This window comes from Rufibacter roseolus (assembly GCF_017916365.1).
Taxonomy (GTDB): domain Bacteria; phylum Bacteroidota; class Bacteroidia; order Cytophagales; family Hymenobacteraceae; genus Nibribacter; species Nibribacter roseolus.
The window spans coordinates 708,662-724,220 of the sequence record NZ_JAFMSU010000001.1 but is presented as its reverse complement, the minus strand read 5'-3'; the positions used below and the strand labels follow the sequence as shown (position 1 = coordinate 724,220).

11 protein-coding genes are annotated in these 15,559 nt (G+C 53.9%); 2 read left to right on the top strand and 9 right to left on the bottom strand.

All coding sequences use genetic code 11. From position 1 onward, the window contains the following. Window positions 1-237 precede the first annotated feature (237 nt). Complete coding sequence (locus tag J3P35_RS03055; protein WP_210462904.1) at window positions 238-1,611, bottom strand: D-alanyl-D-alanine carboxypeptidase/D-alanyl-D-alanine-endopeptidase; 1,374 nt, start codon at window positions 1,609-1,611, stop codon at window positions 238-240. A 406-nt stretch (window positions 1,612-2,017) separates the two neighbouring features. On the opposite strand from J3P35_RS03055, the gene J3P35_RS03050 reads away from it, so the two are divergent. Then, window positions 2,018-3,073, top strand: coding sequence for a S66 peptidase family protein (locus J3P35_RS03050; RefSeq protein WP_210462903.1), 1,056 nt, complete (start codon window positions 2,018-2,020; stop codon window positions 3,071-3,073). Window positions 3,074-3,410: 337 nt separating this feature from the next. Next, complete coding sequence (locus J3P35_RS03045; RefSeq protein ID WP_210464050.1) at window positions 3,411-6,311, top strand: glycoside hydrolase family 3 N-terminal domain-containing protein; 2,901 nt, start codon at window positions 3,411-3,413, stop codon at window positions 6,309-6,311. 301 nt (window positions 6,312-6,612) lie between these two features. Here the strand turns inward: J3P35_RS03045 and J3P35_RS03040 are convergent, their stop codons facing one another. From J3P35_RS03040 to J3P35_RS03005, 8 genes are all read right to left on the bottom strand, one after another. Next, entirely contained in the window at window positions 6,613-7,503 is an 891-nt protein-coding gene (locus J3P35_RS03040) for a carboxypeptidase-like regulatory domain-containing protein (RefSeq protein ID WP_210462902.1), read from the bottom strand. Window positions 7,504-7,646: 143 nt separating this feature from the next. Beyond that, on the bottom strand, window positions 7,647-8,753 hold the full coding sequence (locus tag J3P35_RS03035) for a DUF3616 domain-containing protein (protein ID WP_210462901.1): 1,107 nt from the start codon (window positions 8,751-8,753) through the stop codon (window positions 7,647-7,649). 134 nt (window positions 8,754-8,887) lie between these two features. Next, on the bottom strand, window positions 8,888-9,373 hold the full coding sequence (locus J3P35_RS03030) for a hypothetical protein (protein ID WP_210462900.1): 486 nt from the start codon (window positions 9,371-9,373) through the stop codon (window positions 8,888-8,890). A gap of 70 nt (window positions 9,374-9,443) precedes the next feature. Beyond that, window positions 9,444-10,559 carry an efflux RND transporter periplasmic adaptor subunit gene (locus tag J3P35_RS03025; RefSeq protein WP_210462899.1) on the bottom strand — a complete coding sequence of 372 codons (1,116 nt, stop codon included), beginning with the start codon at window positions 10,557-10,559 and terminating at the stop codon, window positions 9,444-9,446. Between the two features lie 115 nt (window positions 10,560-10,674). Further along, the gene (locus tag J3P35_RS03020; RefSeq protein WP_210462898.1) at window positions 10,675-11,925 is read right to left on the bottom strand and encodes an ABC transporter permease; all 1,251 of its coding nucleotides are present in this window, start codon (window positions 11,923-11,925) and stop codon (window positions 10,675-10,677) included. A 159-nt stretch (window positions 11,926-12,084) separates the two neighbouring features. Continuing rightward, window positions 12,085-13,329 (bottom strand): ABC transporter permease, encoded by a 1,245-nt coding sequence (locus tag J3P35_RS03015; RefSeq protein WP_210462897.1) that lies wholly within the window; start codon window positions 13,327-13,329, stop codon window positions 12,085-12,087. A gap of 11 nt (window positions 13,330-13,340) precedes the next feature. Beyond that, complete coding sequence (locus J3P35_RS03010; RefSeq protein WP_210462896.1) at window positions 13,341-14,060, bottom strand: ABC transporter ATP-binding protein; 720 nt, start codon at window positions 14,058-14,060, stop codon at window positions 13,341-13,343. Window positions 14,061-14,618: 558 nt separating this feature from the next. Next, window positions 14,619-15,494, bottom strand: coding sequence for a hypothetical protein (locus J3P35_RS03005; RefSeq protein ID WP_210462895.1), 876 nt, complete (start codon window positions 15,492-15,494; stop codon window positions 14,619-14,621). Window positions 15,495-15,559 lie beyond the last annotated feature (65 nt).

The window sequence follows — 15,559 nt, the reverse complement described above, 5'->3', positions numbered from 1 at the left end:
AAGTTCTAAGTCATACAGTAGGAAGTAATATCTCCAAAGTGATTTTGAGGCTGACGCCTCACTGAAGTTGCAAACTTCAGCCCATGGTAGGTCCAAGTTGAAAACTTGAACCAGAAAAGAGGGGAATAGGTCCAAGTCACAGGCTTGGACCAAGGGAGTTAGAAAAAAGTCCGTTTCAAGGCTGTTTTTACCAAAATAGCCTTAAAACAGACTTTGCTTCAACAGGAGAGCTACTTATCAATACTTCTCATGCACCTCCGTCATGATCCGGACCATTTCATTGCGAATATCACCGGAAGAGACGCTGAAGTTATTGTTCATGAAACTGAAGAGCAGCAGTTTTCCGCTTTTAGTCATAATATAGCCGCTTTGGTTGTGCACGTGGGCCAGAGTACCGGATTTCCCGAAGACAAAAGGAGGCTCGGCTTTGTAGATGTTCCGGAAAGTGCCGGGTCGGCCGCCGGTGGCCATGAGCGGAAGCAGTCGCTCAGTGGGACGTTCCTGCTGGAGCTTCTGCAGCAGCGCGATAATACTGCGCGGCGTAAACAGGTTCATGCTGGAAAGACCAGAGCCATCCACCCAAACGGGGGCATCGGGCAGGTCTGCCAGGTAGGTTTTCACGGCGTGCTTGATGCCGCGCTCAATGGATAACGTGTCTGACAGGGTGCCGGAGCAGAGGACCATGAGCTGTTCGGCCATCAGGTTATCGCTCACCTGCAGCATGCGTTTGTACACCGAGTCTGAAGGCAGGCCATAGAAAGTCTGGGCGCCCAGGGGCAGGGCACGCTTCTTCAACAAGGTCACTTTCCTTTTCAGGGTATCGGCCAGGAGCCGCACGGTCATGTCCGGAGACGGGATGAACGGCACTTCCACGGAGAAATCCGCCGAGGCGTGTTTAGGATAATAGGTCAGTTCATTCGTGCGCCAAGCACGCATAAAGGTGTCGTTGTGCGGATAACGGGCGGTATCGGTTTTGATGGTAGGCTTGAAGATGGCCGGCGTGGTAGTGTAGCGTTGCGTAGGGCCTCCTTTACGGGTAAACTTCACAATGTTGCCGTGAATGGGGAAAACGCTGCGCTCGGGCTGGTAGTAATAGTTATAATCGTCCCAGCCCCAGTTGGTGGCGAAGGGCGTACTGGCGAAGGGGGCCTCCAGATAGTACAGCTTCTCTTTGCGGTTCTTCAGGAAGTCATAGGCGCGGGTGTTCTTCAGGTCCATGTGGGTGAAAGTGGGGTCGCCGGTACCCCAGAAGATCAGCGAATCTCCGTGCACCACATATTTGAGTGCCGGAATGGAATCGCCCAGCATCTTCAAGCTGGCATAAAAGGTGAACAGCTTGGTGTTAGAGGCGGGCACAAAGTATTTATCAGTGTTATGCTCCACCACCATCTTCCCCAGGGCCGGGTCATACAGCGCGAAGCCCACAAACCGGTTCTTCCCAATTTCAGAAGCCAGCACCTGGCGTTTGATTTCCTCGGGGCCGTACGGTGGGGGCGGCGGTGGGGTCGTCGTGACTACCGGCGCCTGTTTAGGTGTACTACAGCCCAGCAGAAACAGTAGAAAAAGGCAAGGAAACGAGAGCAATGGGCGGCGCGGGAGACGAAGGAACATACAGGAACAGTTTAGAACCCATAGTTAATCCAAGATTCTGACAGCATCAAAAATTACGTCAGAAAAATGTGGCCTTCGCACTCTGGATAGGACATCCTATTAAAATTATCTCACGCATTCCGTCCCCCTTTGAAGGGGGTAGGAGGATGACAAAGCCATATCAATTATGGAAAGCTTCCGCTCAGAGCAAGGGCAACCACAAGGGATGGCCCTACTTATCTGGAATGCCATATTCAGCACGAGTGGTCATCCCCCTACCCCCTTCAAAGGGGGACGATATGCGTACTACACTGCTTTTCCGTTTTAAGCCTCAATTTGAAAAATCAGGCCCAAAACACGCGAAACAGGAACAATCTCTTTATTTTAACGCGGTGTTTTCCCTTCTATCCGCTAAACCTGTTGACGTATGATACTTCGATCTCGCCGTGAGGTGCTGGCTTCGCTTTCTGTGGCCGCCGCGGCTCTTCCTTTGCTGGGTTTCAACTCAGTTACTGCTCCTGAGAAAGGCCCCAAAACCATTCTGCCGCCCCGCCTCAAACCCGGCGACACGGTAGGCCTCATCTGTCCGGCAGGCGCGGCGTTCAGCAAGGAGGTGGTGCAGATCACCAAAGAGTCCATTGAAGCGCTGGGCCTGAAAGTGAAAATGGGCAAGCACGTGTTTGACCGGTTCGGGTATCTGGCGGGTACAGACCAGGCGCGGGCCGAGGATGTGAACGCCATGTTCGCAGACAAAAGTGTGCAAGGTATTCTGGCCATCCACGGAGGTTGGGGCTGCGCCCGGTTGCTGCCTTTGCTGGACTACAAGACCATCCAGAAGAACCCCAAACCGCTCATCGGGTACTCAGACATTACGGCGCTGCTTTTGGCCATCAACGCAAAAACCGGCCTCATCACGTTCCATGGCCCGGTGGGGTCCGCCACCTGGAACAAGTTCTCCGTAGATTCTTTCCGGCAAGTGCTGGTAGACGGCAGTCCGGCGCTGTTTGAGAACCCCAAAGAACTGGGCGATAACCTCACCATCACCAAAGACCGCATCACCACCATCACCCCCGGCACGGCGCAGGGCAAGCTGGTGGGCGGCAATCTCACGGTGCTCACCGCCATTCTAGGATCAGATTATTTGCCCAACTGGAAAGACGCTATCCTGTTCCTGGAAGACACGAACGAGGCTGTGTACCGGGTAGACCGCATGCTCACGCAATTGAAACTGGCCGGGGTGCTGGACCAAGTCAAAGGCGTGGTGTTCGGCAAATGCTCAGACTGCGAGCCCGGCAAAGGAAGCTACGGGTCGCTCACGCTGGAAGAGGTGTTAGAGCAACATCTACAGTCTTTGAAAATTCCGGTGTATTCCGGGGCCATGATAGGTCACATAACCCACAAATTTACCGTACCAGTAGGAGCCGAGGCCGAGATAGACGCCACCGCCGGAACTATCAGGTTATTAAAGAGCGCCGTGGCTTAAAACTGGAACTTTGCTCCTTTATGAGCCTGTTTTCCAGAATTATGCTGTAATTTGCACTCTTTCGCGCTACGTACTTCCATTATCCTTGCTTTTTGCCTTGAAAAACCTCCGTTTTCTCCCCCTCGTCTTCATTTTTCTGTTTGCGGTAGGGTTCATTTCCCTGCACGGCCAGACCCGCGGCAAAAAATCCGCTAAAACCACCAAAACCGTTTCCAAAAAGGCCTCTGCTGCTGCTAAAAAGAAAGCCCCGGCTTCTAAAAAGGTAACGGCAAGCAAGAAAGCGGCGGCCAAGAAACCTGCGGTGCCAGTGTTTAATCCAAAAACCGATCCGCCATTTATGGGTGCAAACCAGAAATGGGTAGATTCCGTGTTCAAGACCCTCACGCCCGAGGAGCGCATTGCGCAGCTGATCATGATTCCGGTGTACTCCAACAAAAACCAGGTGCACATAGACTCTATCAGCCGGTTGGTGACTACCTATAAGGTGGGCGGATTGATCTTCTTCCAGGGCGGACCGGTACGGCAGGCGCACATGACCAACCGCTACCAGCGTGAAAGCAAAGTGCCGCTCATGATTTCCATTGACGGCGAGTGGGGCCTGGGCATGCGCCTGGACAGCACGGTATCGTTCCCGTACCAGATGAGCTTGGGCGGAATTGAAAACGAGAAACTGATCTATGACATGGGCGCGGAGATTGCGCGCCAGTGCCGCCGGTTGGGCATCCATGTGAACTTCGCGCCGGTAGTGGATGTGAACAACAACGCCAACAACCCCGTGATCGGGTTCCGCTCCTTCGGCGAAGACAAATACAACGTGACCCGCAAATCCCTGGCGTACGTGAAAGGCATGCAGGACAATAAAGTGATGGCCAACGCCAAGCACTTCCCCGGCCACGGCGACACCAACGTGGACTCGCACTACGGCTTGCCGGTGCTACACTTCTCTAAACTTCGGTTAGATTCTACTGAATTGTACCCCTTCAGAGAGCTGATGAAAAACGGTCTGGGCAGCCTCATGGTGGCGCACATGAACATTCCGGTGCTGGACAACACCAAAGACGTAGCCTCTACCCTCTCCAAGAACATTGTGAGCGATCTGCTCAAGAAAGAGATGGGCTTTAAAGGCCTGGTTTTCACCGATGCCCTGAACATGCAAGGCGTGGCCAAGTTTTACGCCCCCGGCATTGTGGACGTGAAGGCCTTACTGGCTGGGAACGATGTTCTCCTGAACACCATGGACGTGAAAACCACCATTGAGGAGGTGAAGAAAGCCATCGCGAACAAGGAAATTACCCAGGCCGAGGTAGATGCCCGTTGCCGGAAAGTACTGGCCGCTAAACAGTGGGCGGGTCTGGACAAGTGGCAACCCATTGAAACCAAAAACCTGATCCAGGACCTGAATAACCCCACCGCCGAATTCATTAACCGCCAGCTAACTGAGGCTTCGCTTACGCTGCTGCGCAACAAAGACAACATCCTGCCTATCAAAACGCTGGACACGTTGAATATTGCCGCTCTGGCGCTGGGCACCAGCACAGAGACTGAATTCCAGCGGAACCTGGCCAAATACGCGAAAGTGGACAACTTCTTCTTGCCGCCCACCAGCTCCATCGCTGACCTGCAGGCGCTTAAAGACAAGCTGAAAAACTATAACACCATTCTGGTAGGTGTCCATAAGCTGCAACTGAAGGCCTCCGGCAATAACACCTTCGGAATTACCGCCGAGATGAACCTGTTCCTGAAAGACCTGATCCGTTCCAAACAGACCATTGTGACCGTATTTGGCAACGTGTACAGCCTCAACCGTTTTGAAGACATTGAGAAAGCGCACGGCGTATTGGCCACCTACCAGGAGAATGCCTTAACCCAGGACGTAGCCGCCCAGATTATTTTCGGGGGGGTGGGCGCCAAAGGCAAGTTGCCGGTGAACGTGTCTAATTACTTCAAAATCAACAATGGCCTGAAAACCGATGCCGGCCTCCGGCTGGCCTATACGCAACCAGAAGCCGTAGGCCTTCGGTCAGAGGATTTCGCGCAGATTGACACGCTGGTAAACCAGGCCATTAGAGCCAAAGCCACCCCTGGCGCTCAGGTGCTAGTAGCCAAGAACGGGAAAGTGATCTACGCCAAGTCGTTCGGGTATCATACCTACGAGAACCAGATGCCGGTGAAGAACACAGACCTGTATGACCTGGCCTCGGTAACCAAGATCACCACATCGTTGGCGGCTTACATGAAACTGAACGGCGAGGGCAAGTTTGATGTGGACAAAACCCTGGGCGAGTACCTGCCTTTGATGAAAGGCTCAGACAAAGAGAACCTCCGCTACCGCGACATCCTCACGCACCAGGCCCGCCTGAAGTCCTGGATTCCGTTTTGGAGAGAGACCGTGAAGGCCAACGGCGAGCTGAAGCCGAACATCTTCAAAGCAGACTCCTCTGATAAATTCCCGTACCGCGTGGCCAAGAACCTGTTCATCCGGAAAGATTACGCCGAGGAAATTTACGAACAGATCAAGAAGTCACCACTGAATGACAAGCCGGGCTACGTGTACAGTGACCTGTCTTTCATTCTGGCGCCGCTGGTAGTGAAAAACATCACCGGCGAGGACTTTGAGACCTACCTGAAAAAGAACATCTACGGGCCGCTGGGCGCTACTACATTAACGTTCAACCCTTACAAGTACTACCCGTTGTCGCGCATTGTGCCTACCGAAGTGGATACCTTGTTCCGGAAGCAGTTGCTGCACGGCACGGTGCATGACGAAGGCGCTGCCATGCTGGGCGGCATCAGCGGCCACGCAGGCTTGTTCGGGACCGCGAATGACCTGGCCAAGGTGATGCAACTGTACCTCAACGATGGGATCTACGCCGGCAAGCGCTACATCGCCAACAAAACGGTGAGCACGTTCAGCAAATGCCAGTTCTGCCCAGACAACTACCGCGCCCTCGGGTTTGACCGTCCGTCCAAGCCGGGCACCGAGAACGGGAACGCCGCCAGGAGCGCCCCGGCCGAGAGCTTCGGGCACACCGGCTTCACGGGCATTTACACCTGGGTAGACCCGGTGAACCAACTGGTGTATGTGTTCCTGTCTAACCGCGTGCACCCCACCCGCGAGAGCTCGGTTCTGAGCAAGCTGAACACCCGCACCAAGGTGATGCAAGTTGTCTACGACGCCATTGACAAATCCCGCGTCACCCCACCAAAACCTGATACCGTGGAAAGCAAGCGCAACTAACCGCTGTCCATAGATAATCAACAGAAGAGCCGCCTTGGTAACCCGGGGCGGCTCTTCTGTTTGGTAAGGTTTTTAAGTTTGGAAATGTTTCTGACCTGTTTTCAGGAAAAGAGGCCTGAAAAGAAACATCTTTTAAAGGACACTCTCCATCCTCCTTCTTATTTGTCATCTTGGAAAGATCTTGTGGGCAAGCTAGAAAACCATGTATTATGCGCTTTTACCGTTCGCTCACAAGATCCTTTCAGGATGACAATAAAAATAAAGAAGTCAGGAGGGAATTGCTGTTACTCTAGTTCAGGCCTTAATTACTCAAAGTGAGCTGGAATTGTGGGGTGGCGAAGCTAATGGCGTCGCCTTCGCGTTGGCTGGTGCTTACCCATTTGCCCTGGTGGTAGATCCAGCCGTTGGGGCTGCGTTGGTCAGGACCGTAGCACCGGATGCTGGGCTCGTAGGAGATTCTGGCGGGTACTTCTTTGGCGCCGGTCTCGGGGTCAACGGCCTCGTGGCGGTTCTGCTTGATCACGAGCCACTCAAACGCGATGAAGAAACCCTTGGCCGGCATCTGCAGGTCGTGCTGGCTTACATCCAGGATCACGGTCTTGATGCCTTTCGGGGCCAGGCCCATGAGGGGTATGGAAAGGAGGTCGGGGCCGGGGGCGCCGTCCTCGCCTACCCGCAGGAGGCGGAGTTTGAAAGATGCATTTTTAAGGTTACTCAGGGTCACGAGCGAGATCTGGTCCAGAAAAGGCGTGGCGGCGTAATTGGGTTCGTAAGGAATGTACTGGGCTACAATCCAGGGCGTGCCATTGCTCCCGAAAGAATACTCAGTGTTATCATCCAGTTTGTTGATGACGAGCTTGCTGCGTTTGGTGCTTTTCTTCACCGTTACCTCATTGAGGGCCACCGCCGAAGGCACCAAGCTAATATTCAGATTTCCGCCCGAGATGAGGAGGCGCATCCGCTCATAGCCTAAACAGGAAATGACCAGCGTTTTCCCCTGCAACGCGGAAGAAGCAAACCCGAACTCGCCTTTCTCAGAGGAGGTGGTGCCCAGGTTCTCGTCCTCTACCCAGATATTGGCGAAGGCCACCGGCTTTCCTGTGGCTTTGTCGGTGACGGTGCCTTTCACCTGGCCAAAACCGGTGCCGGCCAAGAGCAGGACCATCAAAAGCAGGGCGAAAACGTGTTTCATGCGGCGCAGGTACGGGAAGGTGAATTGTTTCGGGGCTGTTATACAGAAAACAGCCCCGAAACGGTCATGTTTGATTTGAAGAGAGTAATCTTTTTCTCAACGCCAGGCCAGGCAACTTATTTAAGGGCAAGCTTTAAATTTCACTAGTCCTTGATGCGGTATACATCGGCGGTGACAGCATTTTTGTCTGTTTTACGTTCGTCTCTGGGGCTGTCGAAGACCACCAGCAGGTGTTCCTCGTCAAAGATGCCCAAGCCTTCGGCTTTGTCCAGGCCCGAGTGGGAGCCGCTGCCGTGGGGCACATCAAAGAGGTGATCCAGTTCTTTGCGGTGCACCATCTGTTCACCCTCTAGGGACTGCACCATGGCGTTGGGCCAGCGGTACACGGCAATGGTGCCGTCCAGGTCCATGGTGGGGCCCGCCAGAATGTAGAGGTCATTGTCTTTGACGCGCAGTTCCCGCACACCTTTGCCTACCATGTGCAGGAAGTGCTTTTTGTATAGCGAGCCGTCTGCGTTGGCCTTGAGCTGCAGGGTACCTTTCTCTTCCCCATCCTTTAACTGCAGCTCCACCACCATAGACCAGCCACGCAGCACCGGTCCGCGCAAACCCACAAAGATGCGGTCTTCGTGCACGGCCAAGCCCTCAATGTCAAACCCGTTGTCTTTCCCCGGAATGGGCAGGAAATCCTTTAGGTGGATGTCATTCTGGAAGGCATCCATAAGTTGGTTTCCCGTTTTAGTACCCACCAGTTGGGCGGCCCGAAGCTTTTTGGAGGGGTCCTCGGGATCAGTGCACTTTTTGGCAAGGGTGTACTCGCCGGTTTCGGGGTCCTGCACCAACGGGATGCGGGCCAGCAGGTACCGGTTAGGATCAGATGAGACCTTGGCCAGCCTTTTGATCTGCTTTTCTATAGAGTCTTCCTTGCGTGGTTTCTTGCGCTTGAGGCTATGCGAGCCCACCAGCCAAAGGTATCCCCCGCCTTCGCCAAGACCTTCAATGTCAATCTCTGAATTGGTGCCATCGGGCAGGTCCAGGTACTGGCTCAGGTCAAAGTGCACGTGCTCGCCGAAGGTCTGTTCACCGGTGAGTTTCAGGCGCTCCAGGGTGGTTTGCTCATCGCAGCTCATCCAGAGGTAATCGCCGGTGCGCAGTACGGCGGAGAGGCCGTCGCGCACGTGTTTGCCGGTGGCGGTGATGCTGTGCTCAGACTCAAAGTGCAGTTGAACAGTAAAGGCGGGGCTTTTCATTTTGGTTTTTGGTTGGGGTGAATGCCTTGGGGCAGAGAAGGGTTTTACGGCTCTTTTCCGGGAAACAAAGCTAAAACAGAACGCGACAACCCCGGGCAGAGTTGTCGCGCTTTGAGAAGAAGTGGGCAAAGGTTTTATCCTTCGTCAAATCCAGAAGCTTCTTCTATGTTGCTGTCCTCAGCAGATTTGAAGTTAGGGAACGCTTTATTGCCTTCTTTGATGGCTTGGTCCAGGGCTGGGTTAGCTTGCAGGCGTTTGGCTACGGCGGGGTCCAGCATCACCTCAAAGATGGTTTTGAAATAAGGCTTGGACTGGAACCGCTTCTCAAAGGCCTCTTTCTCGGCACCTTTCAAGTTTTTATGTTCCTGGGCCCACTTCTCCAGCTCGGGCTTGAGTTTGTGCATCTCGGCACCGGCCTCATCAGAGGCGGTTTTGATGAGGGCGATGGTTTTCTCGTCGTTTTTCTCCAGGAAGGCCGCTTTCATCCTGGTGGCATAGGTGTTCAGGATCTTGTCCATCTTCAGCTCGGTGGGGCTGATGCCGGCTGCCTGCGCCGTGAGCAACAATAGGGAGAAGACCATGCTTAACATCCCGGAGGTAATCCACTTTGTCTTTTTCATCTGTTTTAATTTGATGTTTGATACACTGTTTTCTACCCTGCTTGCGGCTGCGCTTACTTTCATTTATTCACTACGAGGCCTTCTTTTCCTCATCCGGCGAGGCCGCCTCCACCACTTTCACTTTGTCGCTGGCTTTGAGGCCGTCTACCACCTGTATGTTGATGCCGTCAGACAGGCCGGTTTTCACCAGTTTCTTCTTGAACTGCTGAGGCCCGGTTTCCACCTCCACAAACACGCTGTCTTTGCCTTTCTTCCCGAACTGCAGCAAACCTTCCTTTATGGCCAGCACGTTCTGTTTCTGGTCCAGCACGATGTCAGCGTTAGCGCTGTAACCGGCCCGCAGGAAATCGCCGGGCTGCAGCATCACCTGGGCCTTCACCTGGAACTTCACGGCCCCTTCCTCCAGCACGCCCTTGGGGGCGATGTACTCCAGCTTGGCCTTGAACACCTTGTTCTCTATGGCCCCGATGGTGAGGTTCAGATCCATGCCCTCGCGCAGCTTGCCCACCTCAGACTCGTCAATCTTGCCCTCAAAGATGAGGCTCTTCATATCGGCTACGGCCGCGATGGTGGTGCCCTCGTTGAAGTTGTTGCGCTCAATCACCGAGGCGCCCACTTTCACGGGCACGTCCAGCACCATACCGTCCACGGTGGAGATGATGATGTTGGAGCCCCCGGTACGCCGTGAAGTACCTGATTTTACCAGTTGGCGGTTGTTCTCGGCCGCAGTCAGGTCCTCCCGGCGCAGCTTGTAGTCCAGCACAAACTTGTTGTATTCCTGCTCCGCGATTACTTTCTGGTCATAAAGCATCTTCTGGCGCGCCAACTCCCGTCTGGCCTGCTCAAACGCGATGCGGGCCGTCTGCACGCTGGTCTCGGCGTTGTTCACGCTCACCATGTTGGGCACAATCCTGATCTTGGCGATGGTCTGCCCGGCCCTTACCGTCTGCCCCGCCTCCACGTACAGTTCCTCCACAATGCCGCTCACCTGCGGCTTTATCTGGATTTCCTTCCTCGGCACAATGGAGCCCGTAGCTACCGTCTTCTTCACAATATTGGTGTAGAACGGCTTCTCGGTCTTATACACCACCGGATCAGCGTTCGATTTCTTGTAGAAGTAGTACCCGATCCAGACGCTGCCGGCCAGAAACAAGACGATGAACAACCCTAGAAATACCTTTTTCATTTGTTTAATGTGCTAATGTGTTAATGTGCTGATGTGCTATCTCAAATCCCCGGCCCTTGTGGTGCCGCAGAGGTGTTTTGGTGTCGTTTTCTATAAATCGGGCTCAAAACAGAACTTACTCATCCTTCAAGGCTTCTACCGGGTTCACCCGGGCGGCTTTGGTGGCGGGAATGAGGCCGGCAATGGCGCCCATCACAATCAGCAGCACCACGGCCATCAAAGCCACCTGCGGATCAACCTCAGGGCTGGCGAAGAAGCCGGCATCCACCTCAAAGCGCTCCATGAGGTAACTAATCAAAGCCACTAGCCCCGTTCCCACAATAAGTCCAGAGATGCCCGCGATACTGGTAATCACCACCGATTCCTGCAGAATCAAGCTGATCACCGACCAAGGCGTGGCGCCCAGCGCCTTCCTGATACCTATTTCCTTTGTGCGTTCCTTCACCACGATGAGCATGATGTTGCCCACCCCGATGATGCCCGCAATGATGGTCCCGATGCTCACGATCCAGCTAAAGCCCGAGATACCCGCGAACAGCCCCTGCACGTCTTTGAACTCCTTCTCCACATTGGCCGAGCCGAAGGCTTTCAGATCTGTAGGCGCTACCTGGTGGCGCTGCGCCAAGAGGGTTTTCACCTTCTCCTCCACTACCTCGGCGGGCACGCCCGGTGCGGGGATGATCTTGAAGTGCCCGATGCGGTTGGGCTGGTTGAAGGTTTGCTGCAGCGTGGTATTGGGGATGTAAATGGTCTGGGAGGCGTACACAATGTCTTCGCCTTTGCCTACCGGCGTGAACTTGCCTACCACCTGGAAGTAACTGCCCTTGATGTTGATGTATTTGCCAATAGGGTCTACACCCTCCTTAAACAGCACCTCCTGCACGCGCGGCCCAATCACGGCCACTTTGCGTTTCTCCTCAATGTCAATGCGGTTGATGAAACGCCCGGTAGAGATGGTGAGCGGATCCACGTACAGCATCTCGGGGTAATCGCCGCTCACGTTGAAGGACGAGTTTTTATTGGCGTAGCTAACGGTGAACGTGCCATCCAATCCGTTGCTGGGTGACAGGATGCCCACCTCAGGCAGCTGCTCCTGAATGGCTTTCACGTCATCATTGGTCAGGTGCACAAACCTGCCGGCTTTGAGGCCCATGTACGGCACGCTGGTGCGCTGGGTCCAGACGAATACGGCGTTCTTGGCGATGTTGAAGTCATTGGTGATGCCGTGCTCCAGCCCTTTGCCCGCGCCCAGCAAGAGCACCAACATAAAGATGCCCCAGAAAACGCCAAACGCCGTCAACGCCGTCCGCAGCTTGTGCTTCTTGACAGTGGCGTAAATCTCAGCCCATTTGTCTACATCAATCATAAGTGGGAGTTCTGAGTCCTGAGTCTATTGTCCTGAGTCAATAATCGTTTTAAGCCTGTTTTCCGGAAATCAGTCCGCAAACAGCTTCTGAGTTCCTTGTGAAGAAGGTGTGGGACACCTGTCTGCACCAATTCCTAATTCTTAATTCTTAATTTTAAACTACTCTGCTCTGAGCGCTTCAATGGGTTTGATGCTGGCAGCTTTCAGGGCGGGCATGAGACCGGCTATGGCCCCGGCCAGCACCAGCAGCACCGTGGCGGAAACCGCTACCCCCAGGTTCACGCCGGGGTTGGCGAAGAACGGCAAATCAGCGCCGGATTTCTCCAGAGCATAGCGCATCAGGTCCAGCAGACCTACGCCGGCCAGCAAACCCAAATAGCCCGAGAAAGCCGTAATCACCACCGATTCCTGCAAAATCATGCTCACGATGGACACCGGCGTGGCTCCTAAGGCTTTCCGCACGCCGATCTCGCGGGTGCGTTCCTTCACAATGATGAGCATGATGTTACTCACGCCCACAATGCCCGCGATGAGCGTGCCGATGCCCACCACCCACACAAACATGTTGATGCCGTTGAACAGGCCCATAACCTGCTCGTACTCCTTCTCGCCGTTATTGATATCCAAGGCCTGGACATCTTCCTGAGAGAATTTATGCCGCTGGGCCAATAGCGCTTTCACCTTTTCTTCAATCACCACCGCCTTCACGCCGGGCTGTGCCACCATGGCCACCAACTGTACCTGGTTGGGCTGATTGTAGGTAGTCTGCAGGGTGGAGAAAGGGATATAAGCCCGTTCCTCCCGGCGACCGCCGTTGTTGCCACGCACCGTGAAGATGCCCACCACCTTAAAGTGGATGCCCTGGATGTTCACGTACTCTTCCAGGCCGGTCTTGTCTTTGAACAGCACCTCGCGCACTTTCTCGCCCAGCACAATGACCTTCCGTTTTTCTTTGATGTCGTTTTCGTTGAGCAGGCGGCCCACTTTCAGGCGCTCGCCGTTGACCTCCAGAAACTCAGGCGTAGACCCGAAGACCTGGTAAGAGCCGTTCTCGGTTTTGTAGTTGATGGTGTACTCGCCCCACAGGCGGTTGCGCGGCGAGATGATCTGCACCTGCGGCACTTCGCGCTCAATGGTGGCCAGGTCCTCGTTCGTGAGTTTGATCTCGCGGCCCGGCCCCAGACCAGCATAAGGCATAGAAGATTTGCCTCCGGAGAAGAATATCCCATTCTTGGCTCCATCCCCGAAGCGGTTAAACACGCCGTTCTGCAGTCCCTGTCCAAAGCCCAGCAGCATGACCAGCATGAAAATGCCCCAGAACACGCCAAAGGCCGTGAGAAAGGTACGGAGCTTGTTTTTCCGGATGGTACCCAGAATCTCCTGCCATTTGTCAACGTCAAACATGCGCGGCGATGTTAAGCTTGGGTATAGGCAACGGGCGTCAGGAATTCCTCGGTTTTATTCCCCAGACCATCATCCAGGATGAGGCCGTCTTTCAAGCGAATCACCCGTTCGGTCTGGTCTGCGATGTCGTTCTCGTGGGTCACAATCACCACCGTGATGCCTTGCTTGTGCACTTCCTTGAAAATCTCCATCACCTCGTAGGAAGTGTTGGTGTCCAGGGCGCCGGTAGGCTCATCGGCGAGGATCAATTTGGGCTTGCTGATGAGGGCCCTGGCGATGGCCACGCGCTGCCGCTGCCCCCCAGACATCTCGTTGGGCGAGTGCTCGGCCCACTCTTTCAGACCCACGCGGTCCAGGTACTCCAGCGCCAGTTTGTTGCGTTCCTTCCTGCCCACTTTCTGGTAATAGAGCGGCAAGGCCACGTTCTCCATGGCGTTTTTAAAGGAAAGTAGGTTGAAGCTCTGAAAAACGAAACCCAGGAACTTGTTTCTATAGTAGGCGGCTTTGGCTTGGGAGAGATTCTTGATGGGCGTGCCCGCCAGGGTGTAGTCGCCGGAGTCAAAGTCATCCAGAATACCCAAGATGTTGAGCAGCGTGGATTTGCCAGACCCTGAGGAACCCATGATGGAGACCAGTTCCCCTTCCCGCACGTGCAGATCAATTCCTTTCAGCACATGGAGCTTGTTCTGCGCCATGGCGTAGTATTTATGGATGTTCTGGAGCTGTATCATGGTCAACGCTGGTGAAATGCCCTAAACAAATGCTCTCTGCCGAAAAGCGTCACCCTAAAGATGCAGGTTTTCCGGCGGTGGTTGCCTGCACAAAAAAATTTGCTGTTTTGGGCACGATTTTCTCTAAACCTGCCCAAAACAGCCTCTGTGAAAGTGACTTACCTTATTTGTAGCATTCACCAATTATTTATTACAACTCTTTCAAGACAAATATCACAGGCTTTTCCCCTATCTGCAGCAGCAAATTGTTTTAGGCCGATTTCTTAAAAACAGGTCCAAAACATATTTGGCCCCTCAGACCGAGAGTCATTCCCTCACTCTCCTGAAAGTACCCTCTCTTCTGTCATCCTGGAAAGATCTTGTGGGCAAACGGGCATAGCGCTTCTCCAACGCTTTCCTAGTTCGACTACAAGATCCTTTTAGGAGGACAAAGGAGAGAAGAAATTAAAGAGACAAGGCATGCCTTTTCTATACGTTTGACACCCACATTTACGATTTTACAACAAAAAAGCCGCTCCTTATTGGGAGCGGCTTTGCTGAAAACGGGCCGGAAACAGATTACTGCGCCAGCGTGATTTTGCGTTCAACCGTGTTGAACGGGCCAGGGATCACCTTACCCGCGTTATCGATCAGTTCCAGTTTGAAGGTGTTCTCGCCCATAGGCAGGCCTTCTACCAGGTACGGCAGCCACTGGTCCAGGATGAACTCATTGCCGTTGATGGTGGCGCGCACCTTGTTGCCGTCTTTGGCCAGTTCTGTGTTCACCAGGTAGAAATCAAGCATTACTTTGCGGGTATCAGCGCCTTTGTACTCGCCTTTGGGGCGGCTGTAGAACAGGTGCTGGCCTTTCTCATCAAACTTGGCTGCGCTGGCCGGGGCATTGCCTACGTTGATCACGCGCAGGTCATAGGCCTCGTCATGCTTAATGCTCTCGTGGTAAGAGCGTGACAGGAACGACAACACCACGTGCTGACCCGGCTTAATCGCTTTCTTGAACGTGGGTTTGTAGTGCGCGGTGTAAGGCTCGTTGTCCACAATGTTGTGGATGTGCTGGCCTTCTTTGGAGTTGGCGTGCTCGTGGGTGCCCGCGTCTGAGGTTTGCTGGCTCAATTGGAAGTTCTTCACCTCGTAGTTGAACTGCACCGAGTCACCGGTTACTTTACCGTTCTTTTCGGGCTGGTTCAGTTCCAGGTCGGCATTCGGGAAATCCACGGAGTTACTGTAGGAGTATACTTTCAGGCCTCCTTTTTCCATAGGCGTGCCCATGGCGCCCTGGTGCTGCACCCCGGCGGTGTCATGTGCCATGCCAGAATGGTCAGCAACAGCTGTGGTATCTGTTACAGTTGCCTCAGTATCAGAGGCACGTTTTCCATCACAGGCAGAAGCCAGCAGCATGGCCGCTATCGCGACAAAAGACAAATGTTTCTTTTTCATAGTTTAGGTTTTCGTATAAATACGCAGAATGTTTCAAAGATAGAAATTTCGTAACTTGTGCCGCA

Excerpts from the sequence above, each read along its gene's own strand:
- J3P35_RS03055 (WP_210462904.1), bottom strand. The coding sequence starts at position 1,611 with ATGTTCCTTCGTCTCCCGCGCCGCCCATTGCTCTCGTTTCCTTGCCTT.
- J3P35_RS03050 (WP_210462903.1), top strand. The coding sequence starts at position 2,018 with ATGATACTTCGATCTCGCCGTGAGGTGCTGGCTTCGCTTTCTGTGGCC.
- J3P35_RS03045 (WP_210464050.1), top strand. The coding sequence starts at position 3,411 with ATGGGTGCAAACCAGAAATGGGTAGATTCCGTGTTCAAGACCCTCACG.
- J3P35_RS03040 (WP_210462902.1), bottom strand. The coding sequence starts at position 7,503 with ATGAAACACGTTTTCGCCCTGCTTTTGATGGTCCTGCTCTTGGCCGGC.
- J3P35_RS03035 (WP_210462901.1), bottom strand. The coding sequence starts at position 8,753 with ATGAAAAGCCCCGCCTTTACTGTTCAACTGCACTTTGAGTCTGAGCAC.
- J3P35_RS03030 (WP_210462900.1), bottom strand. The coding sequence starts at position 9,373 with ATGAAAAAGACAAAGTGGATTACCTCCGGGATGTTAAGCATGGTCTTC.
- J3P35_RS03025 (WP_210462899.1), bottom strand. The coding sequence starts at position 10,559 with ATGAAAAAGGTATTTCTAGGGTTGTTCATCGTCTTGTTTCTGGCCGGC.
- J3P35_RS03020 (WP_210462898.1), bottom strand. The coding sequence starts at position 11,925 with ATGATTGATGTAGACAAATGGGCTGAGATTTACGCCACTGTCAAGAAG.
- J3P35_RS03015 (WP_210462897.1), bottom strand. The coding sequence starts at position 13,329 with ATGTTTGACGTTGACAAATGGCAGGAGATTCTGGGTACCATCCGGAAA.
- J3P35_RS03010 (WP_210462896.1), bottom strand. The coding sequence starts at position 14,060 with ATGATACAGCTCCAGAACATCCATAAATACTACGCCATGGCGCAGAAC.
- J3P35_RS03005 (WP_210462895.1), bottom strand. The coding sequence starts at position 15,494 with ATGAAAAAGAAACATTTGTCTTTTGTCGCGATAGCGGCCATGCTGCTG.